Genomic DNA, 20,302 nt, shown 5'->3' with positions numbered 1-20,302 from the left:
TTAATCCTTTGCATCCGCGGCCAATTTCGTGGCCGCCGCATCCAGCCGCGCCACCGCTTCGGCGATTTCCTCTTCGGAAATCGTCAGCGGCGGCAACAGGCGCACGACATTGTCCGCTGCCGGGACAGTGATCAGCTCTTCTCCATACCCCGCCGCGACCACGTCGCCACAAGGCAGCTTGCATTTCAGCCCCAGCATCAGGCCCGAACCGCGCACCGCCTCGAACACCTCCGGGTGTCCGGCGACCAGCCCCTCAAGCTTCTGACGGAACAGCCCGGCCTTGGTGTTCACCTCTTCGAGGAATGCGGGATCAGACACCACATCCATCACTGCGCAACCCACGGCACAGGCCAGAGGATTGCCGCCATAGGTCGACCCATGCGTGCCCAGCGTCATGCCACTAGCCGCGTCTTCGGTGGCCAGCACCGCGCCGAGCGGAAAGCCCCCGCCGATGCCCTTGGCCACCATCATGATGTCCGGGGTCACGCCCGCCCATTCATGGGCAAACAGCCGCCCTGTCCGGCCTACGCCGCATTGCACCTCGTCAAAAATCAGCAAAATCCCTGCGGCGTCGCACATTGCGCGCAACGCCTTGAGGTCGGCATCGGCCATGGGGCGAATACCGCCCTCACCCTGCACCGGCTCAACGATCACCGCCGCCGTTTCCGCGCCAATGGCTGCCTCGACCGCCTCGAGATTCCCCCACGGTACATGCCGGAAACCGGGCAGAAGCGGGCCAAAGCCCTTGGTCAGCTTCTCGCCACCAGCCGCAGCAATCCCGGCAGAGCTGCGCCCGTGGAACGCGCCTTCAAAGCCGATGATCTCGACCTTCTCGGGCCGGCCCTTGTCATACCAGTACTTGCGCGCCATCTTCACGGCCAGTTCACACGCCTCGGTGCCGGAATTGGTAAAGAACACCGTGTCGGCAAAGGTATTGTCCACCAGCTTGTCCGCCAGCGCCTGCTGTTGCTCGATATTGTAGAGGTTCGAGACATGCCAAAGCTTGCCCGCCTGTTCGGTCAGAGCGTTCACCAGAACCGGGTTGGCATGGCCCAGTGCATTCACCGCGATCCCGGCCCCGAGGTCAAGAAAACGTCGGCCATCCGCCTCAATCATCCAGCTGCCTTCGCCTTTGACAAAGGTCAGCGGTGCGCGCGAATAGGTCGGAAGTACGGACGGGATCATGCGGATCATCCTTTTGCATGTGTGAAGCCCTGTGACTGCAACACTTGGGGCATTAACGTCAACGATGTTGGAAGAGTCTGCGCCAATTTGTGGCGCAATGAACAAACGGAACCGGTTACGCGCTCAGGCGTCGGCGTCGCAAAACAAGGATATGTGCGTGTTTGGTCATGTCGCGTCTCTAGCGGCGGAAAAGGCGTTTGAAAAGAGGATTCCCGACTCGACGCTTGCGAAAGGACAACATTGGCCGCAAAGGTGCAGGAATGACACGCGTTCCCCCCATCAGCGCCAACCCCACGCTCGCCGCAGTGCTCACGATTGCGGCCTCTGCCTTCGCGGCGGGGACAACCCTTTTGGCCAAGGCGCTTGGCACAGGCGCGCTGGGGCCGGAACTCCATCCCCTGCAGATCAGCCATGGCCGCTTTCTCTTCGCCTTTCTTGCAATCTCCAGCGTTGCCGCCGTGATGCGTCCGACCATTTCCAAACCTGCATGGGGGTTGCATGTCGGGCGCTCGACCTTTGGTTGGGGCGGCGTGTCGCTGATGTTTGCCGCCGCCGCCTTCATCCCGCTCTCCGACGCCACCGCGATCAGCTTTCTGAACCCGGTGGTCGGAATGCTTCTTGCCATCCCGTTTCTGGGTGAACGGATCGGACCATGGCGCTGGGGATCGGCGGCGGTTGCCTTTTGCGGCGCCCTGGTGCTTGTGCGCCCCGGTACGGGCAGCCTTGAATTCGGCGCCCTGCTGGCCCTCGGTGCTGCGCTCAGCATGGGGGCCGAAGTGATCTTCATCAAACTTCTGGCCGGGCGCGAGCGTCCATTTCAGATTCTGCTGATCAACAACGCGATCGGGCTGTTCATATCCACCTGTGCCGCGCTCCTTGTGTGGCAGACACCCACCGCCGCCCAATGGGCCGCGCTGGCCGGGATCGGCGTCCTGATGGCGATGGCACAGACCTGTTTCATCAACGCCATGGCCCGCGCCGATGCCAGCTTTGTCTCACCGTTCTTCTACATGACCCTCGCCTTTGCCGCGCTTTATGACGCGCTGATCTTTAACGTGCATCCCGACCGGGTGTCCTGGATCGGTGCCGGGCTGGTCCTGACCGCCGCCGCGATCCTCATCTGGCGCGAAGCGCGCCCCCGAATGCACCAGATCCCATGACAAATGGCGGCCCCCGAAAGCGCCGCCATTCTTCACCTACATCGGGATCAGTCCATACGCACGGTCACCGTGACATCCCCGGTCATCGCGGTCTCCCAGTGCAGCGTGACTTCATCCTGCCCGCTCCCCGACAGCAGCCCGACATAGGGCGTGGCAAAGGTGATCTGGTTCGAACCATTGCGCAGCGCCTTCGTCGCCACAACCGCGTCCACACCACGGCTGCGGCCGCCAAAGGGCAATTGCCCCTCGGATTTGACCGTCCAGGTGTTGCTGGCGGTGTTCTGTTCGTGGGTGATCTGAAGCGGATTGTAGATCGGTGTCGTGACATTGTGGAACGTGTTGCCCGAGACAAACACGTTTTTACCCCGCCCCATGTCCAGACCGGCAAAGCTTGTATCCACCCGGTCCACCCGGTCAATCGTCCCGTTAATCGAGCGGAACTTGTTGCCGGTCACGTTCATGCCGGTGATGAAATGGCCCTGCCCATAGGGTTTGATCACCAGATAGGCGAACCACGGCGCCACGTCGCCCGACAGGAAGACGTTGTCCGTGATCGACAGCGCCCCGAACGAGAACCCGCCCGTGAATTCCGGCTCCGAGTCGTATTCGTTGGTCCACTCGATCGTCGCATTGTCCACATAGTTGCCGTCAATCGTGGTCGAGGTATAGCCCTGCGCCAGAACGATCCCCGCCGTGCGCACCCCGTCCGCCTGGCCATCGCCCTGGAAAAAATGGTTTCCGGTGATGGTCGAGTTGGTGCCCCCGATCACCGCGAAATGCCGGAACTGGCTGGCGCGGTTGTTGCGCAGCTTGACGTCGTTTGCATTGGTGTTGATGGCCACCGTAACGCGGTCCTGCGCCCGCTCGCTCCCTTCACGGGTGAGAAACTGACAGCGGTCGATCAGCATGCCCTGACAGCCCTCTCCCGGCGAGGTGATCCCGCGATCCCGCGGGCGGGTGATGAAACTGTCGCGCAGGTGGAACACCACGCCGCTCGGCGACAACAGGATACCGCTGGCCAGTTCGTTGCAGAGGAACTCGACATTCGAGATCTGGAACTGCGAGATCTTCGAGAACCCGCTGAAATCCAGAATGTACTTGAACCGGGTGAACGTGTAGTTCTGCGTGCCCTCCGCATCATAAAGCGGCTGCGTCAGCACCACTTCCTGGGTCGCGGTGTTCTTGGAATGCACATAGATTTCGCGCCCCACGCCATTGCCGGTCACCAGCGAACCGACCTGGATATTGGCCACGTTGACCACGTTGCGCAGCGTGCGCCCGTCGCTCGCGGAATAGGTCGCCTGGCTGGTGACAACGTCCGGGTCCCACGCGCTGTCCCCGGTCACATAAAACTGCCCGTTATGGATGTGACGGCGCTGCGCGTAGGATGTCCGGTTGGGCACAATGGACTGCAGGTCGATCGGCGCCGAAATGGTCAGCCGCCGCCCCCCAAGGTCAAGGCTTTCATGGTCCGCACTGTTGAGCAGCGACTGGAAAGCCTTCTTGAAGGCAAGCTCTTCGTCACCAAAGGCATCAATATAGCTGGGCAGGTCGAAATTCTTGGTCAGGGACAGAATACCATCGGTCTCCATCGTAACCGTGCCCTCGAACACGACCCGGTTGTCAAAAGTCACGCCGGACCCGAGGTAGTGAACCCCTTCTGACACCAGCACCGCGCGCCCGTTTGCGGCTGCATCCGCAGCGATAAAGGCGGCGCTGTCATCGGTGCTGCCATCACCTACGGCCCCGAAATCCTTGACATCGACCCAGTTCATCATGTCCCGGTGAAACGCGTGAGTGATGTCTTCGATCTCGATATCGTCGATCCGAATGATCCCTCCGTTCAACCCGGTCAGGTCCAGCCCGAAATGACCGTAGACAGGGGCGGTGCCCCAGACCATGTCGACCCCGTCGCGCCCGCCACTGCCGACAATCGCGCTCACCTCGACAGTTTTGCCATATGACGACAACGTCACCGAAGGCCCGGTTTCGGTAAGCCCGGACACGTGGGCATGGCTGCCGTTCCCGGCCCAGGCCGCGATCCGCACCGAAGGAAGGTTCCCGCTGATCGCCTTCACCCGCGCCGTGACCCGCAGGTAACAGCCGGGCAGAATGGGTGTTTCGCCCATGTAGCGCAGCTTTTGCACACTGTCGGTCTTTTGAAGCTCAAGGCAGCCGCCAAAATCCTGATCGGCCGGCACGAAGGCCGCGTTTAACGCGTTCTCATAGGTATCGGACCCCGGCGTCCCGTCCTCGCTCGACCAGACATCCAACCCGTTTTCGAACTGGGGCGGCGTGAAAAGCACACCATCCGTAATCGCCTTGTTCATGAAATCCCTTTCTGCACCCCATCTGCGTCGGGGCACCGTCACTTTTCGCTGCTTGGCTCACTCCCCGGCCCTGGAACCGGTACAGCAGGGAAATATCAGACAAGGGGTTTTCACGGCCTTAGACGACCGTCCCAAACGCTACGCTTTGGGATTTAACTTATAAGAAACAAATCTTTATCCGTTGCAGCTATGTCCCAACGACGGCGCGCTTCATCAACAGGACTGCGCCAATCCGCCAGCCGGACTCGGTCGGGATCATCTCGTAGTCAAGCACATGCACCACGCCGGACTGGTCCGTGACCAGCACTTTCTGCCAAAGCGATCCCGCTTCCTGACGGAACTCCAGAAAGACCACTTCTTCGGGGCGATGCACCATCGGATAGCCCCGCCGCACCATCTCGCCAAACCGTTCGGCTGTGCCAAATACCTTCTGAATCCCGTCTGCCGCAAAATCAAACGCCCCGGCCATGTCATCGGCCTTAAAGGCCTCCATCTGGCTTTCGATCACGAATTTCACGTCATCCTGATTGGCAGACGCCACCGCCCCCCAAAGCCCGAGTGCCATCACAAACGAAAGAAAAACACGCATGTCTCCATCCTCCTGCCCATAATTACGCAACAGAACAGGCAGCAGATCGTTTTAGGTGGGTTCTGAAACGACATGACCCCGCCATTGGCGGGGTCACACGCATCTCAAATCGTCAAGCTTGGCTTCTAATCAGGCTAGCTCGCCCGCCAGCCCCTGCTCGATCAGGGCAATGGTTTCCTCAACCCCATAAAGCGCGATGAACCCGCCGAAACGCGGCCCCTGGCTTGCGCCCAACAGCACTTCGTAAAGCGCCTTGAACCAATCGCGCATCGGGTCGAACCGCTCGCGTCCGACTGAGAAGACCAGCGATTGCAGTTCATCCGCATCCGCGCCACCTTCCCACGTTTTCAGCTTGTCGCGCAGCTCTTCCAACGCTTCGCGCTCAAGATCGCTCGGCGCACGATACACTTTGGTCGGCTTCACGAAGTCATTGTAGTAGCGCACCGCAAACCCAGCCGCCGCATCCAGATCGGGGTGCGTCTCGGCACTCGCCTCCGGCGCATAGCGCTGGATGAAGCCCCAAAGCTGGTCTTTCTCTTCCGCTCCGGCCACCGATGCGAGGTTCAGCAGCATCGAATACGGAACCACCATGTTGCTCTGCGGCACGTCCCCACCATGGATATGCCACACCGGGTTGTTCAACTGCGCCTTGAGGTCCTGCCCGTGATAGGCCCGCAACTGCTGATGATATTCGTCCATCGCCTTGGGGATGACATCGAAATGCATCCGCTTGGCGGTCTTGGGCTTCTGGTACATGAAATAGGACAGGCTCTCGGTCGAGGCATAGGTCAGCCATTCGTCGATCGACACGCCATTGCCCGAGGATTTCGAGATCTTCTGCCCGTTTTCGTCCAAAAACAGCTCATAAGTAAAATGTTCCGGCGCCCGCACGCCCAGCGCCCGGCAGATGCCGTCATAGATCGGCGTATTGGTCGAGTGGTCCTTGCCATACATCTCGAAATCGACACCCAGCGCCGCCCAGCGCGCGCCGAAATCCGGTTTCCACTGCAGCTTCACGTTGCCGCCCGTGACCGGCAGCGTCCATTCCTTGCCGTCCTCGTCGTCAAAGGTGATCGTGCCATCCTTGGCGTTGACCTCTTTCATCGGCACATAAAGCACGCGACCCGTTTCCGGGTGGATCGGCAGGAAAATCGAATAGGTCTGGCGACGCTCTTCGCGCAGGGACTTCAGCATGATCGCCATGATGTCGTCATAGCGTTCCGCCGCGCGCAACAGGATCTCGTCGAACTGGCCCGAGCGATAGAATTCGGTGGCCGAGTAGAACTCGTATTCGAACCCGAATGTGTCGAGGAACCGGCGTAGCATGGCGTTGTTGTGATCGCCAAAGCTGTCGTGGGTGCCAAACGGATCGGGCACCGAGGTCAGCGGCTTTTGCAGATGCTCCTGCAACATCTCCGCATTCGGCACGTTGCCCGGTACTTTGCGCATGCCGTCCAGATCGTCCGAGAAACAGATCAGCTTGGTCGGAATGTCCGAGATCGCCTCGAACGCCGTGCGGATCATCGTCGTACGTGCCACTTCCCCGAAGGTGCCGATATGCGGCAGACCCGACGGGCCATAGCCGGTCTCGAACAGCACGTATCCCTTCTCCGGCGCCTTGTCCTTGTACCGTTTGAGCACCCGGCGCGCTTCTTCAAAGGGCCAGGCTTTCGATACGAGGGCTGCGTCGCGCAGGTCAGACATGTCCATCTCCGGTTCATGCAAGGGGTTTTGCGGCCGGTCACATCATTGCATCCGGCAATCTGACGCTTCCTATTGCTCCTGACGTCGCCAGTCAATATTCTGCGCTGCAACACCGCATTCATGAGGAAATCGACAGTGGCAGATGACATTCTTACCCCGCTTACCCCGCAGGACTGCCTCGTGGCTGTCATGGTCGCCATTTCGGCCAGCGATGAAACCATCCGCACTGCCGAACTGATCAAGATCCAGACGGCGGTCAACAACCTGCCCGTCTTTGGTGAATACGACGTCGACCGCATGAAAACAGTGAGCCAGATCGTGTTCGACCTCTTTGAACAGGAAGACGGGCTGGCCGCGCTTTTCGGCCTCGTGCGCGACAACCTGCCCGAGCGTCTTTATGAAACCGCCTATGCGCTGGCTTGTGACGTGGCCGCCGCCGACGGCTCGCTGGCGGAACCGGAACTGCGACTGCTCGAAGAAATCCGCTACGAGCTTGAAATCGACCGCCTCCATGCCGCCGGGATCGAACGCGGCGCTCGGGCGCGTCACATGACCTGATGAGGTCTCTCCGCGGTTTCCTTGTCGCCATTCTCTGCGCGCTCCTTCCGGGGGTCGCAACGGCGGGCGCGACGGAAACCGTGGTCGCCCGCGTCAACAAGACAACCCAGACGCTCACCGTCTACTTTGACGGCTGGCCCATTCACCGTGACTGGCCGGTATCCACGGCACGCCCCGGAAAATGCACGCCGAATGGCCTCTTTCGTGCGCAATCCCTGTCGCGGTATCACCGCTCGTCCCTTTACAACAATGCCCCCATGCCCTTTGCCATCTTCTTCAATGGCAATTATGCGGTGCATGGCACAGATCAGACCGAGCGGCTCGGCACGCCCGCCTCGGCCGGCTGCGTGCGCCTGCATCCGGACAATGCCGAGATCCTCTTTGATCTCACGCTATCGGTCGGCCTGAAAAACATGTGGGTCGAAATCATCGCGCCACCGACCGAGTGATCAGACCCAAACCGGATCACGACCCATAGACCGCGCCCCAACGTTCCAGAAGGTTCTGCTGCAACGCCTTGGCATTGCGGTTCCATGTCCGCGCACCGGGCGGGCGCTCGCGATCCGGGCCGATGAGCCGGTCCCGCGCCGATGTATCCGCCACAAAGATCGCAAAGGCCAGTTCGCTGTCACCGGGGGCGCTGACATACCCGGCCAGCCCGCTGACAAAATGCAGCGTTCCGGTCTTGGCCTGCACCTTCAGCGGATGAAACTTGTCCACCTTGCCGTTTTTTCCGCGCAAGCGAACGTCCTTGAGGATCGGGCGCAGCACCTGCTGCCGCTCGGCACGGCTCAGCACCTGCACCAACTCGCTGGCCCGCATGCGCGAGTCCTCTCCCAGACCGGAATGGTCGACCAGGGCTGCATGCGCCATGTCCAGCGTTTGCGCCGCCCACAGGTTCATCGCATCCGCCGATCCCCGAATATCGCTGAACTGCGCGCCGCGGGCCCGGCTCGCCATCATCCCCACCATTTCCGCCGTGATGTTGGTCGAATACTTCAGCATGCCTTTAAGGATGTCGCGCAACGGGTCGCTGGAAAGTGTCGCCAGCGTAGCCCCTTGAGGTGCGCCGCTGGTCATCTTGGCCTGTTTCAGGACAATCCCGTGCGACCGCGCCAGCGTGCGCATGACCTCTCCGGCATAAAGCTCGGGCTGACGCATCGGCAGCCACCGCGCGCCCCCTTTCCCAAGCGCCGAACGCGCCACGGTCCAATGATCAACGCCATTGACCTGCTTGAAAGTATAGACCGGCAGGTCCCGATTGGCGATTTTCATGCGCGCGACCGTCACGGCAGGACGATAGCGGTCCGAGCGCGCATCCATCGTCACTGCATAGTCCTTGGCGCCCCGTTTCCATTCGAAATGCACCCGGTTGTAATTCAACGACAGCCCCGAAACCGACGGGTTATACCCTGCATGGTCGGGTTGCTTGTCGTCGATGCGTACAACCCGCGGCAACACGCCCCCCCACACAAGGAACCGCCCCGTTACCTCGCGCACCCCGGCGGCCTTGAGCTGGCGGGCCAGCTCGGCCAATCCGTTCGTGTCCAGCGTCGGATCGCCGCCCCCGCTCAGCACGAGATCCCCGTTCAGCACGCCGTTGGACAGGGTTCCGGCCGCCACCAAGCGGGTTTTGAACCGATAGTCCGGCCCCAGCGTTTCCAGCGCATAAAGGGCGGTCAGCGCCTTGGTCACACTGGCCGGGGGCAGCCCGGTTTCCGCCCCGTGGCTTTCCAGCACCTCCCCTGTCCGGGCATTGGCGACCGCGCAGCCCACAACGCCACTGACCCCGGCAGCCTTGATAAGTGTCGCCATCCCCGGCGCCGAGCGCGCCAGAAGCGTAGATGGGCGCAGCACCGGGCGCAACGAGACCTTGGGCGGGTTCGCCCAGCCCGGAACCGCCGCCCCGGACAAAAGCCCTGCCAGAAATACCCGTCTCGAAAATGACTTTCTCATTCCGTGATTCTAACCCCGCCCCGCAACGGCTTACAAGAACCAAGAACGCGCTTTTGAGCCTGTCGCCAACATGTTACTGGCGACCCATGTGGAAACTCGCCGCCCTCATGTTCGTAGCCATGTCGATGATCCCCGCCGGGGACACGGCAGGCAAGCTGCTGAGCACCCAGCACGGCACCAGCCCGCTCTTCGTGGCATGGTCGCGTTTCGTGCTGGGCAGCCTGATCGCACTGCCTCTGGCGCGGGCCGATACGCTGCGCGCCCTGCGCGACTGGCGCATCTGGCTGCGCGCGATGCTGCTCGCGGGTGGCATCACGTCGATCCAGTTCGCCCTGAAATATGCGCCCGTCGCGGATGTCTTTGCCGCCTTTTTCGTTGGCCCCATCGTCAGCTACGCCCTTTCGGTGCTGCTTCTGGGGGAAAAGGTCACGCCCCTGCGCACGCTGCTCATGGGCGTGGGCTTTGTCGGCGTGCTGCTCGTGGTGCGCCCCAGCCTCACCATGGGCCCCGGCATGGGTTTTGCCGTACTCGCTGGCACGTTCTACGGCGCATTTCTCACCGCCTCACGCTGGCTCTCGACCGTGGCCCGCCCCGGCAGCCTTCTGTTCACACAGCTTTTCCTGAGCGCCCTTGTGCTGACCCCGTTCTGCTGGATGCTCACGCCCGCCCTGACACCTGCCCTCGCGGGCCTGACAATCGCCAGCGCGGTCTTTTCGCTCGGAGGCAACTTCCTGTTGCTCTTCGCCTACGCCCGCGCCGAAGCTGCCACCCTTGCCCCGTATGTCTATTTCCAACTTGTCGGTGCCGTTGCACTCGGCTGGATCGTCTTTGGCGACCTGCCGGACCTACTGACCTGGGGCGGTCTGGCTCTGATCATCGGCGCCGGGATCACCAGCGCCGCCCTGCCCCGCAAAGCCTGAGATTCCGGACCTACCGCCAGCGACCGCTTTCGCGGATGCGGGTCGAACTCGCGTCCACCATCGGCACATTCACGAAACACCATGCCGGCGCCGTGCTTTGGCCCAATGCCCGGCTCTCGCGCGGGGCCAGCCGCGCATGGCGAAACACCTGCGCCGCCTTGGCGGTGCGCGCCTCGACCCGGTCGCCGGGGCGCGCCAGCACGCCCACCGGCACCCGCGCCATGATCTCCTGCCAGTCTTTCCACAGGTGAAACTGCGCCAGGTTATCCGCCCCCATGAGCCAGACAAACCGGGCCTGCGGACAGGCCGCCTGCAACCTGACAATCGTCTCAGCGGTATAGCGCGTCCCGGCCCGCGCCTCGAAATCCGAGATATGCACGCGCGGGTGCCGCATGATCTCGCGCGCCGCCGCCAAGCGACGGCTCAGCGCGGCCGGTCCACGTTCTTTCAACGGATTGCCCGGAGACACCAGCCACCACACCCGGTCCAGCCCGAACCGGCGCAACGCCTCTCGCGTGATGTGCACATGGCCCTGGTGGGGCGGGTCGAACGATCCCCCCAACAGGCCGATGACCTGACCCGGCGCGACATATGGTAATCCGTTTGCCATCAAGGGTTTCTTGCCTCGCTCCCGCCCCCTGTCAACCGCAAAGCCCGCCCCCGACGCACCACTCCCCGCTTGACCCCGACAAATCCGGTCCATAGATGTTGGAAAACAGTTGACTTAGGTAAACCATGCCGCACAACCCCGCCACCCGTATCCGCCGCTTCAACCGCGCCGTCACGCGCGAAACCGGTGTTCTGGACCAGTCTTTCCTTGGCCGCGGTCGCCCCTTGGGCGCAGCACGAGTCCTGCACGCTATTGGCCGCGACGGGGCCGACCTTGAAACCGTGCGTACCTATCTTGGCCTCGACAAGACTTTGCTGAGCCGACTTCTCAAATCGTTGCAAGAAGAAGACCTCGTCCTTCTGACACCCGCCCCCGAAGATGCCCGCCGCCGAACCGCACGCCTCACCTCCAAAGGGCAAGAGGAACTCGCCGCCTATAACGACCTCTCCGATGCGCGCGCCCAGACCCTTCTCGCACGCGGCCCCAACCCCGAAGCGCTGCTTGCGGCCATGGACCTCATCGCCTCGGCGCTCGGACAGGACGATATCAAGATCATCGCCGCCGATCCGCGCGACGCGGACTCGCTATACTGTCTCCAAGCCTATTACGCCGAACTGGCCCGCCGTTTTGAGCAGGGCTTTGACGTCAACCTCTCGGCCGACCCCGAAGCCACCGACATGATCCCGCCGCGCGGCAGCTTTCTACTGGCCATGTCCGACGGCCTGCCCGTGGGCTGCGTCGGCCTCAAGGGCACCGGCAAGGGCTATGGCGAAATCAAACGCCTCTGGATCGCCCCCTCCGCCCGCGGCCTCGGCCTCGCCAAACGCCTGATGACCGCCGCCGAAGACACCGCCCGCAGCCTTGGCATGACCACCCTCCGGCTTGACACTAACGCCGCCCTCCCCGAGGCCATCCGCCTCTATGAAACCACCGGCTGGCACCAGATCGACCGCTTCAACGACGATCCCTACCCGACCCATTTCTTCGAAAAGCATCTCTAGACGCGGAACCGATTGCCCCCGCCCGCCCCCTCCGCTATCACCCCTGAAACGATTTTTGGCGAACGGAGTCGGCACCCATGGCATCCTATCAGTACGTTTATCACATGCAGGGGGTCTCCAAGACCTATCCCGGCGGCAAGAAGTGCTTTGAAAACATCCACCTTTCCTTCCTGCCCGGCGTGAAAATCGGTGTCGTCGGCGTCAACGGCGCCGGTAAATCGACCCTGATGAAAATCATGGCCGGTCTCGACAAGGATTTCACCGGCGAAGCCTGGGCCGCAGAAGGTGCCAAGGTCGGCTACCTGCCGCAGGAACCCCAGCTCGATGAATTGCTCACCGTGCGCGAAAACGTCATGCTCGGCGTGGCCGAAAAGAAAGCCATCCTTGATCGCTACAACGAACTCGCCATGAACTACTCGGACGAAACCGCCGAGGAAATGGCCAAGCTGCAGGACGATATCGACGCCCAGAACCTCTGGGATCTCGACAGCCAGATCGACGTCTCGATGGAGGCCCTGCGCTGCCCCCCCGATGACGCCGATGTGTCGACCCTTTCGGGCGGGGAACGCCGCCGCGTCGCGCTCTGCAAACTGCTGCTCGAAGCGCCCGACATGCTGCTGCTCGACGAACCGACCAACCACCTTGACGCCGAGACCATCGCGTGGCTGCAACAGCACCTGATCGACTACAAGGGCACCATCCTGATCGTCACCCACGACCGGTATTTCCTAGACGACATCACCGGCTGGATCCTCGAACTCGACCGCGGCCGCGGCATTCCTTACGAGGGCAACTATTCCGCGTGGCTCGAACAAAAGGCCAAGCGCCTTGAGCAGGAAGCCCGCGAAGACAAGTCCAAGCAGAAGACGCTGGAACGAGAACTCGAATGGATGCGGCAGGGACAAAAGGCGCGTCAGGCCAAGTCCAAGGCTCGTATTCAGGCTTATAACGAACTCGCCAACCAGTCAGAGCGCGAGAAAATCACCCGCGCCCAGATCGTCATCCCGAACGGCCCCCGCCTTGGCTCCAAGGTGATCGAGGTTACAAACCTCTCCAAGCATATGGGTGACAAACAGCTGATCGAAGACCTCTCGTTCAGCCTGCCCCCCGGCGGCATCGTCGGCGTGATCGGCCCAAACGGTGCGGGTAAATCGACCCTGTTCAAGATGCTCACCGGGCAGGAACAGCCCGACAGCGGCACGATCGAACTTGGCGACACGGTGCAGCTCTCTTATGTCGACCAGTCGCGCGACGACCTGAACCCCAAGGACACGGTCTGGGAGTCGATCTCGGGTGGTGCGGAAATCATCGAACTGGGCGACGCACAGGTCAACTCGCGCGCCTATTGCTCGTCCTTCAACTTCAAGGGCGGCGATCAGCAGAAACCCCTGAACCTGCTTTCGGGTGGTGAACGCAACCGCGTGCACATGGCGCGGCTCTTGAAGGAGGGCGGCAACGTGCTCCTCCTCGACGAACCGACCAACGATTTGGACGTCGAAACCCTCCGCGCGCTGGAAGACGCCCTCGTCGATTTCGCCGGCTGCGCCGTGGTCATCTCGCACGACCGTTTCTTCCTCGACCGTATCTGTACGCATATCTTGGCGTTCGAAGGCGAAGCCCACGTGGAATGGTTCGAAGGCAACTTCGAAGATTACGAAGAAGACAAGAAGCGTCGACTGGGCGCAGATGCGCTTGAACCCAAACGCCTCAAGCACAAGAAATTTACGCGGTGAAGTTCTGGCCCGGCCTCGCCGGGCCAGCCTCGTCAGTATTAGTTCGAATTCGGTAGTGGCAACGTAAACGTCCAAACGGCTAGGGTCAGAATGCCTGCGTAACGACGGAGCAACCACGGCCTGCCGAGCCTCCGACTTTTGCCGACCGTCTAACCGGATGGCTTCGTGATGTGCTTCACACAGGTAAAAGTTCCGAAAAAGCGCCGCCTCCGAATCTTGGACCGCCGGAAGTTGGTTTTCCCGCAAAACATATGAACCGCCGCTTCAAATGACAGCAGTTTCATTGTATCCCCTTCATAATTCTGAAGGCGTTCCCATGATGAAAAGTGAAAAAAAACAAAACCGCGAAGGAAGCGAAAAGAGAAGTTATCGCTGGAATAGCTGTCGTTCTGTGCGGCTGGGGCACCAAAATCTTCTTTCCTGAGTTTTACAACGGAATTGCCGTCAGGGGAGTTCTGGATTTTTTGTTGGTATTCGGAGTCCCCGTAATACTCACGCATTACTTCGTTATGCGAAAATACTACAAGGATATGTAGATAAAACAAATTCGTGGAAGCACATTATGGAAATAAGCTTTTCAGACTACCTTGGTGAGTACTCAGACGGTGGAATTGATGATTTAGGGTCAGGATGCATTGAATTCCGCTGCGCGGTGTGACTCACGGCTGGGAAAACGGATCATCCAGCCCGGACTCAAGGCTTGCAAAGCAAGCCGCCGGGCATCGCCCGACCGCCCCATGGGCGGGCGATTTTGCACCCGCTTCCCTCCGCACCACCGTCGGCAGTATTTGGCACCATAAAGCGCCCCAAAAAACAGGTTGGCTCGCCCACCCCGGTCGGTCGACGCCCGGCCCCAAACCATCCGCGTAGCGAAAACGGGAAAGACACAACACCTCTCCCCCGGTCTGGCGCTACTCGGCCCCTCCCTCAAACACAATAACCCCGCCTAACCGGCGGGGCTTTTCCGTGAGTGGTCTTCCGTCAATTCTCAGAACGCATTTCCGGGCTTGAACCCGATTGCCTTGAAGATCATCGCGGCGGGGCAAAATCCGGTAAAGGCCGATTGCAGCATGTTCGCACCGATGAACACGGTGAACCACATCCACATCGGATGCACGAACACGGTCAGCACCACGCTCAAAAGAACCATCACGCCGGCAAAGGCCAGTACGGCACGGTCAAGGGTCATCTCATTTCTCCTCATGGTCGGGCCACGCGGCCCGGGGTCTTGAGGAGATATAGCACCGCTCCCTTTAATATTCAATATGTGGAATATTAAATCTGACACACCTTACCAAACCCTTGCGCACGCCGCGTTAACACCCGCCGTTTCGCAAAATCCGCAAATCCATACCGACGCAATACCGACGTGAAACCGACGCGTTACCGAAGGCCCGAAACCCAGCAAAACAAGGCGGTAAGATACATATCAGGCGCAAGGACATCCCCGCACCGTTCGGTGCACTCCGAATGCCTTTACCAAGGCCCTCGCTGGCGTCTTAAAGGGGGAAGTTGACGTCCCAAAAACACAATTTTGCAAATTTCCAATAATTTAGTATGGTTAACTGTCTAAGACTTAAAAATTTTTTGATAGCGGAGCGCACTGTATTGAGAGTCTTGATCAAAACGCTTCTCGCAACAGCGGCTCTGTCAGGCGCAGGTGCGTCTGCAGATGCGGAATCTCTGCGCGCCGCCGTACAACGCGCGCTCACCACCAACCCGTCAATCAAGGCTGTCTCCGCCGAAATGAAAGCGAGCGCCTATGAGCTGTACCAAACCAGGGAAAACTATCTGCCCACGGTTGAAGTTTTTGGCGAACTCGGTGCACAGCATGTGAATGACCCGGCATTCCTACCAATAACAGATAACAGTAAGACACAGAGGCGGCAGCAGGTCGGCGTGAATGCCAAGCTTGTCCTGTTTGATGGTTATCGGCGCGCGAACATGGTCTATGCACGCGCTGCACGATTGGACGGGAATGTTTTCAAACTGCTGGATGCTTCAGAGACCATGGCGCTGAATGCCACTGAGGCTTATCTCGACGTCTATCGCAATCAACGCCTGCTAGCTGTCGCGCGCCGCAACCTCGAACGGCATCAGGACATCTCTCAGCGTGTTCGCTCACTGGTTGACGGCGGGCGACTGCCGTATTCGGACCTCCTGACCGCCGAAGACCGGGTGGATGCAGCCAACCTGGCGATTATTGACGTGAAAAGATCACTTCGCGATGCGAATGCACGCTACGAACGTGTGATCGGCACTGCACCCAGCTCGATATCAGGTATTTTCGCAGCGAAAGTTCCCAGTTCTCTTTCGCAATTGACCCAGCGTGCGCTCAGCAACAATTTTCGCATACATCACGCAAATACCAAGATCGACGAAGTGCGCGCCAACAAGCAAATTGTCCTGTCCGACAACCTTCCCGAAGTCTCGCTCAACGCTGGCAGCACTTACGGAATGAACCGGAACGGTCTGTCTGGCGATCGGAGCGATACCTATGTCGGATTGGCGGTCAAGTGGACAGTTTATCAAGGCGGGCGCAAATTCGAACGCAATGCACTTGTCCAATCCGAATACCAAGCTGGCTTCCAGCGCGACACCGTCGTGCGCGAGGTGCGCGAATTGGCCGCTCAATCCTGGAACAACTACGTTACGTCGGCAGAGCGCAGGACACAACTTGAACAACAGTTGGAGATAAACCAACTCATCGTCGGTGTCTATGCGACCGAATTCGATGCGGCCAAACGCACCCTGCTGGATCTTCTTGAAGTGGAACGCTCACGGTTCAATGTCGAGTTTCAAAAGGTCAGCGCCGACGCCAGCCTTGTCTACAGCACTTTTCGCGTCCTTGCGACGCAGGGCACTTTGGCAGAGTATTTCGGGGTCAAACGCAGCAACATTGCGCTTGAGCCGAATTTCCGTGAACGCGCCAGAACGTCGCCAAGCAGCCTGATTTTCAACACGACAATCGGTCCTCTCGAATGACATCCGATGGGGGTACTGCTCATCAGGCCGTGGACCTGGCGGATCAGTCACCACACAACGAACTGGCCGCGTCAGATGACTTGGCGCTTGTTCGCTGGTTCGCGGATCACTTTGATCAGCGCTTCTCACCGTCATCCCTGGATGCGCGGATGCCGCGCGGGTATAAGCTGAACGATCTCGAAGTGATCGCACGGGCGTTTTCGGCGATCGGGCTGAAATCTCGGATGGTTACGCGTTCCCCACCTCGTATTGACCCAATGGTCTTGCCTTGCGTGCTGCTGCGGAAAACCGGTGGCGCAATTATTTTGAATGAAATCGACCGTCGCAAGGGAAACGCGATTGTCATTGATCCCCACGAGGGCGGCATTGAAAGGGAAATAAAGTTACGGCAGTTACGACGCCAGGTTCAGTCTCAAGTGCTTTTCGTCACCAAAGCTGACGAATTGTCCGAGAGCAGGTTTTCGCCCGAGATCGCAAAACCTGAGCAACGGCGGTCCCACTGGTTTTGGAGCGCAGTGCGCGACTGCAGGCGATCATGGATACAAGTGCTTCTGGCGGCACTATGCCTCAACCTACTAAACCTCGCCCTGCCGCTCTTCGTCATGAACGTCTATGACAAGGTCATTCCGAACCTTGCGTTCGTGACACTTTGGACGTTGGCGATTGGCGTGATCATTGCACTCTCTTTGGACCTGGTGCTCAGATTGCTTCGTGCCGGGCTGATCGAACATATTGGTCAACGCGTCGATCTCACAGTCGCGTCTCGGCTTTTCGCTCATGCCATGAATGTCAAACTCCTAAACCGCCCCGGTGGCGCCGCCGGAATTGCCGGTACGATCAGAGACTTTGATACCGTCCGCGAGTTTTTCTCTTCGGCAACTTTTGTTTCGCTGATCGACGTATTGTTCATTGGCATCTTTATTGCGTTGCTCTTCTGGATCGTTGGTCCTCTTGCTTTTGTTCCCCTTGCCGCCTTGCCCGTGGTGTTCACTCTTGCCTTGATCACGCAGGTTCCACTGGGAAAAACCGCGGAGCGTGCGCAACAAATGGCAACCAAGCGACATATTGTGCTGGTCGAAACGTTGTCCGGAATTGAAACGATCAAATCGGTCAATGCCGAACCGGTCATGCAGCGCGAGTGGGAAAAAGCCGTTGCAGATGCCTCCCGCGTCAACGGGCGCATGCGCATCTGGTCCGGCTTTGCGGCAAATTCGACCATCCTGATTCAGCAGGTCGTCAGCGTGACAATTATCGTCTGGGGCGTGTTTCTTGTCAGCGAAGGACAGGTTTCAATCGGTGGCCTGATTGCTGCAAACATTCTGGCCGGGCGGGTTCTGGCGCCCCTTGGGATGATCGCGCAAACGATCCTGCGGGCACAGTACGCGACAAAGTCTCTGCGCGCGCTGAACAGTTTCATGAAGCTGCCGGTCGACCAAGCGCAATCCATCTCCCATGACATCAAGGTGAAACGTGGGCAGGTCGAACTCAAGAATGTCACCCTCACTTATCCCGCCGCTCACGTTTCTGCTTTGAACAACCTGAACTTCAAAGCCTCTCCGGGTGAAGTCGTCGCCCTGTTGGGAAGAGTCGGATCCGGCAAGACAACCATGGGCAAGGTCATTTCTGGACTGATTTCGCCGGATTCGGGTACCGTTTTGGTAGACGGCATCGCTATCAACCAGTACGAACCGGCGGAGTTACGGGCAGGCGTGGGCTACTTGCCGCAAAACCCCGAACTTTTCACAGGCACATTGCAGGAAAATGTTGTGATCGGTGTCAATCATGCATCCGATTCCGAAGTCATGCGCGCGTTGTATTTTGCCGCGATGGACGAATTCGTTTCCGAACACCCGGATGGCATGGATCTTTTTATCGGGGAGCGAGGAGACCGCCTTTCCGGTGGACAACGACAAGGCATCTCGCTTGCCCGCCTGATCCTTCGCAGGCCCAAAATGCTGTTCCTGGACGAGCCAACGAACGCCATGGATCAAAAAATGGAAGCACGGCTTGTCTCGAGATTGGGCGAACTGCAAAAAGCCGGAACCGGGGTAATTGTGTCAACGCATCGACACTCACTCACTGCTATGGCTTCGCGGTTGGTCGTGATTGATCAGGGCCGCGTGGTTCTTGACGGGCCGCGAGAAGAAGTCATGGCTCAATTGTTGATGCCGAAACACGAACAGGCAGGAGCAGGTGATGTTCGGTAGCCCCAGCGATACGGAGTTCGTCAATCGCGTGCCCGCTGCGGGGGACACATCCACATCAGGTGGCCCCTGGCGCGTGCTTGCAGTCATCGCTGCGGGAATTTCGTCTTTTATGCTATGGGCATACCTATTCGAGATCGAGGAAACCGCGCATGCGTCGGGACGCGTAATCCCATCGCAACAGATCCAGGTTGTGCAAAGTCTGGAAGGCGGCATCGTGCGTGAAATCCAGGTGCAAGAGGGAGACTTGGTCGACGCAGGCTTTGTACTGATGCGCATCGACGACACCAATTTCACATCCGAACGGGGGCGTCTGAGAGAGCAAGAAGAAGCGTTGATGGCCGAGGCGGTCCGTCTGACAGCAGAAGCTGAAATGGCGCCAGAACTTGAATTTCCCGAGGCTCTTTCCAGCCGAAACCCGCTTGCAACCATCGCAGAAGAGCAACTATTCCAGTCTCAGCGAGACCAACTCAACCGCGATCTGGAAATCCTGAGGCAAAAGCTTGTCCAGCGGCGCATTGACCTTGTTGAACTCTCCACGAAACGCGAAAAATTCCGCGCGGTGCTTGCACCACTTGTCGAAGAAATGAACCAGACCAGGGAGCTGGTTGAGCAGGGCGTCGTACCCAAGATCGAATTGCTGAGGCTACAGTCGAGATATGCCGATCTGACAGGTGACATCGAAGTCAGCGAAGCGTCGGAACCCGGGATCCTTGCCGCCATCAGCCAGGTCGAAAATGAAATTAAAGCCGCACAATCCACCTACGTTCTGAATGCACGCCAACGGCTTGCCCGGCTGCAATTGGAACTCGCGGTCGTTCAGGAACACCTCAGAGCCGCCGACGACAGGGTGTTTCGCGCCGATCTGAAGGCACCGGTCCGAGGGACGGTCAACAAGGTTCACGTGACGACCGTGGGTGCGGTTGTACAACCCGGAGCCGCCTTGATTGAAATCGTGCCGACAGACGATACGTTGCTGATAGAAACACGTCTAAGCCCGCGCGACGTCGCATTCGTGACGGCTGGAAAACCCGCTTCTGTGAAAGTATCAGCCTATGATTACCTGATTTACGGCGCATTGGACGGCGTCGTGGATCGCGTGAGCGCGGATACCCTGCAAAATGCGGATGGCGTAGAATATTTCCGCGTTATCGTCCGAACTGAACGTGCCTATCTGGGGGACGGGGATCGGGTGTACCCGATAACCCCCGGCATGATTGCAAGTGTAGATATCCAGACCGGTCGCAAAACCGTTTTGTCCTATTTGGCGAAACCCATTCTGCGTGCACGTGCCGAAGCCCTGCACGAACGTTAGAGAAAGACGGCCTGTGTTTTCCGAAAAGCTTCGCGGAATGCATGACCTTCCG

The 20,302-nt window shown here is 59.5% G+C and carries 17 protein-coding genes; 9 read left to right on the top strand and 8 right to left on the bottom strand.

Features of this window, described 5'->3' with window-relative positions:
* Complete coding sequence (locus ACS3QZ_RS18920) at positions 1-1,185, bottom strand: aspartate aminotransferase family protein (protein WP_456039215.1); 1,185 nt, start codon at positions 1,183-1,185, stop codon at positions 1-3.
* Between the two features lie 260 nt (positions 1,186-1,445).
* Here ACS3QZ_RS18920 and ACS3QZ_RS18915 point away from each other — a divergent pair, with 260 nt between their 5' ends.
* Positions 1,446-2,345, top strand: a complete 900-nt coding sequence (locus tag ACS3QZ_RS18915) for a DMT family transporter (RefSeq protein ID WP_456039214.1) — start codon at positions 1,446-1,448, stop codon at positions 2,343-2,345.
* A gap of 47 nt (positions 2,346-2,392) precedes the next feature.
* On the opposite strand, the gene ACS3QZ_RS18910 is transcribed toward ACS3QZ_RS18915, so the two are convergent.
* The 3 genes from ACS3QZ_RS18910 to ACS3QZ_RS18900 all read right to left on the bottom strand — a co-directional run bounded on the left by ACS3QZ_RS18910 (position 2,393) and on the right by ACS3QZ_RS18900 (position 6,968).
* On the bottom strand, positions 2,393-4,675 hold the full coding sequence (locus tag ACS3QZ_RS18910; protein WP_456039213.1) for a right-handed parallel beta-helix repeat-containing protein: 2,283 nt from the start codon (positions 4,673-4,675) through the stop codon (positions 2,393-2,395).
* Between the two features lie 187 nt (positions 4,676-4,862).
* Positions 4,863-5,264, bottom strand: a complete 402-nt coding sequence (locus tag ACS3QZ_RS18905) for a DUF4864 domain-containing protein (protein ID WP_093095629.1) — start codon at positions 5,262-5,264, stop codon at positions 4,863-4,865.
* Positions 5,265-5,393: 129 nt separating this feature from the next.
* The gene (locus ACS3QZ_RS18900; protein ID WP_456039212.1) at positions 5,394-6,968 is read right to left on the bottom strand and encodes a lysine--tRNA ligase; all 1,575 of its coding nucleotides are present in this window, start codon (positions 6,966-6,968) and stop codon (positions 5,394-5,396) included.
* A 120-nt stretch (positions 6,969-7,088) separates the two neighbouring features.
* Between ACS3QZ_RS18900 and ACS3QZ_RS18895 the strand changes: the two genes are divergently transcribed.
* Together ACS3QZ_RS18895 and ACS3QZ_RS18890 are read left to right on the top strand one after the other, a co-directional pair.
* Positions 7,089-7,526 (top strand): tellurite resistance TerB family protein, encoded by a 438-nt coding sequence (locus ACS3QZ_RS18895; protein WP_456039211.1) that lies wholly within the window; start codon positions 7,089-7,091, stop codon positions 7,524-7,526.
* Positions 7,526-7,975, top strand: a complete 450-nt coding sequence (locus ACS3QZ_RS18890; RefSeq protein WP_456039210.1) for a L,D-transpeptidase — start codon at positions 7,526-7,528, stop codon at positions 7,973-7,975. Before ACS3QZ_RS18895 ends, ACS3QZ_RS18890 begins: the two co-directional genes overlap by 1 nt.
* Before the next feature lie 16 nt (positions 7,976-7,991).
* On the opposite strand, the gene dacB is transcribed toward ACS3QZ_RS18890, so the two are convergent.
* A complete protein-coding gene (gene dacB / locus ACS3QZ_RS18885; protein ID WP_456039209.1) occupies positions 7,992-9,482 on the bottom strand; it encodes a D-alanyl-D-alanine carboxypeptidase/D-alanyl-D-alanine endopeptidase in 1,491 nt (496 codons plus the stop codon).
* 86 nt (positions 9,483-9,568) lie between these two features.
* Here dacB and ACS3QZ_RS18880 point away from each other — a divergent pair, with 86 nt between their 5' ends.
* Positions 9,569-10,402, top strand: coding sequence for a DMT family transporter (locus tag ACS3QZ_RS18880; RefSeq protein WP_456039208.1), 834 nt, complete (start codon positions 9,569-9,571; stop codon positions 10,400-10,402).
* A gap of 10 nt (positions 10,403-10,412) precedes the next feature.
* Here ACS3QZ_RS18880 and ACS3QZ_RS18875 read toward each other — a convergent pair whose 3' ends face one another.
* Positions 10,413-11,012, bottom strand: coding sequence for a nicotinate-nucleotide adenylyltransferase (locus tag ACS3QZ_RS18875; protein WP_456039207.1), 600 nt, complete (start codon positions 11,010-11,012; stop codon positions 10,413-10,415).
* Between the two features lie 125 nt (positions 11,013-11,137).
* On the opposite strand from ACS3QZ_RS18875, the gene ACS3QZ_RS18870 reads away from it, so the two are divergent.
* Positions 11,138-12,013, top strand: a complete 876-nt coding sequence (locus ACS3QZ_RS18870) for a bifunctional helix-turn-helix transcriptional regulator/GNAT family N-acetyltransferase (protein WP_456039206.1) — start codon at positions 11,138-11,140, stop codon at positions 12,011-12,013.
* A 77-nt stretch (positions 12,014-12,090) separates the two neighbouring features.
* Positions 12,091-13,746, top strand: coding sequence for an energy-dependent translational throttle protein EttA (ettA, locus tag ACS3QZ_RS18865; RefSeq protein ID WP_456039205.1), 1,656 nt, complete (start codon positions 12,091-12,093; stop codon positions 13,744-13,746).
* 149 nt (positions 13,747-13,895) lie between these two features.
* Here ettA and ACS3QZ_RS18860 read toward each other — a convergent pair whose 3' ends face one another.
* Together ACS3QZ_RS18860 and ACS3QZ_RS18855 are read right to left on the bottom strand one after the other, a co-directional pair.
* Positions 13,896-14,246 carry a hypothetical protein gene (locus ACS3QZ_RS18860; RefSeq protein WP_456039204.1) on the bottom strand — a complete coding sequence of 117 codons (351 nt, stop codon included), beginning with the start codon at positions 14,244-14,246 and terminating at the stop codon, positions 13,896-13,898.
* A 488-nt stretch (positions 14,247-14,734) separates the two neighbouring features.
* Positions 14,735-14,950, bottom strand: coding sequence for a YgaP family membrane protein (locus ACS3QZ_RS18855; protein WP_268920619.1), 216 nt, complete (start codon positions 14,948-14,950; stop codon positions 14,735-14,737).
* A gap of 413 nt (positions 14,951-15,363) precedes the next feature.
* On the opposite strand from ACS3QZ_RS18855, the gene ACS3QZ_RS18850 reads away from it, so the two are divergent.
* From ACS3QZ_RS18850 to ACS3QZ_RS18840, 3 genes are read left to right on the top strand one after another with little or no spacing between them, the layout of a single operon-like run.
* Entirely contained in the window at positions 15,364-16,731 is a 1,368-nt protein-coding gene (locus tag ACS3QZ_RS18850) for a TolC family protein (RefSeq protein ID WP_456039203.1), read from the top strand.
* Positions 16,728-18,938: a type I secretion system permease/ATPase gene (locus ACS3QZ_RS18845; RefSeq protein WP_456039202.1), complete on the top strand. Its 2,211-nt coding sequence runs from the start codon at positions 16,728-16,730 to the stop codon at positions 18,936-18,938. The genes ACS3QZ_RS18850 and ACS3QZ_RS18845 overlap by 4 nt, the downstream gene beginning before the upstream one ends.
* Positions 18,928-20,250, top strand: a complete 1,323-nt coding sequence (locus ACS3QZ_RS18840) for an HlyD family type I secretion periplasmic adaptor subunit (RefSeq protein WP_456039201.1) — start codon at positions 18,928-18,930, stop codon at positions 20,248-20,250. Before ACS3QZ_RS18845 ends, ACS3QZ_RS18840 begins: the two co-directional genes overlap by 11 nt.
* Positions 20,251-20,302: the final 52 nt, after the last annotated feature.

The sequence above is a fragment of the Shimia sp. W99 genome, from assembly GCF_053851455.3.
The sequence above is the reverse complement of the archived record's forward strand: the minus strand, read 5'-3'. Positions and strand labels throughout refer to the sequence as shown.

What these genes read in the sequence shown, in the direction of transcription:
- ACS3QZ_RS18920 (WP_456039215.1), bottom strand. Translation starts at nt 1,185, where the DNA reads ATGATCCCGTCCGTACTTCCGACCTATTCGCGCGCACCGCTGACCTTT.
- ACS3QZ_RS18915 (WP_456039214.1), top strand. Translation starts at nt 1,446, where the DNA reads ATGACACGCGTTCCCCCCATCAGCGCCAACCCCACGCTCGCCGCAGTG.
- ACS3QZ_RS18910 (WP_456039213.1), bottom strand. Translation starts at nt 4,675, where the DNA reads ATGAACAAGGCGATTACGGATGGTGTGCTTTTCACGCCGCCCCAGTTC.
- ACS3QZ_RS18905 (WP_093095629.1), bottom strand. Translation starts at nt 5,264, where the DNA reads ATGCGTGTTTTTCTTTCGTTTGTGATGGCACTCGGGCTTTGGGGGGCG.
- ACS3QZ_RS18900 (WP_456039212.1), bottom strand. Translation starts at nt 6,968, where the DNA reads ATGTCTGACCTGCGCGACGCAGCCCTCGTATCGAAAGCCTGGCCCTTT.
- ACS3QZ_RS18895 (WP_456039211.1), top strand. Translation starts at nt 7,089, where the DNA reads ATGAGGAAATCGACAGTGGCAGATGACATTCTTACCCCGCTTACCCCG.
- ACS3QZ_RS18890 (WP_456039210.1), top strand. Translation starts at nt 7,526, where the DNA reads ATGAGGTCTCTCCGCGGTTTCCTTGTCGCCATTCTCTGCGCGCTCCTT.
- dacB (WP_456039209.1), bottom strand. Translation starts at nt 9,482, where the DNA reads ATGAGAAAGTCATTTTCGAGACGGGTATTTCTGGCAGGGCTTTTGTCC.
- ACS3QZ_RS18880 (WP_456039208.1), top strand. Translation starts at nt 9,569, where the DNA reads ATGTGGAAACTCGCCGCCCTCATGTTCGTAGCCATGTCGATGATCCCC.
- ACS3QZ_RS18875 (WP_456039207.1), bottom strand. Translation starts at nt 11,012, where the DNA reads ATGGCAAACGGATTACCATATGTCGCGCCGGGTCAGGTCATCGGCCTG.
- ACS3QZ_RS18870 (WP_456039206.1), top strand. Translation starts at nt 11,138, where the DNA reads ATGCCGCACAACCCCGCCACCCGTATCCGCCGCTTCAACCGCGCCGTC.
- ettA (WP_456039205.1), top strand. Translation starts at nt 12,091, where the DNA reads ATGGCATCCTATCAGTACGTTTATCACATGCAGGGGGTCTCCAAGACC.
- ACS3QZ_RS18860 (WP_456039204.1), bottom strand. Translation starts at nt 14,246, where the DNA reads ATGCGTGAGTATTACGGGGACTCCGAATACCAACAAAAAATCCAGAAC.
- ACS3QZ_RS18855 (WP_268920619.1), bottom strand. Translation starts at nt 14,950, where the DNA reads ATGAGGAGAAATGAGATGACCCTTGACCGTGCCGTACTGGCCTTTGCC.
- ACS3QZ_RS18845 (WP_456039202.1), top strand. Translation starts at nt 16,728, where the DNA reads ATGACATCCGATGGGGGTACTGCTCATCAGGCCGTGGACCTGGCGGAT.
- ACS3QZ_RS18840 (WP_456039201.1), top strand. Translation starts at nt 18,928, where the DNA reads ATGTTCGGTAGCCCCAGCGATACGGAGTTCGTCAATCGCGTGCCCGCT.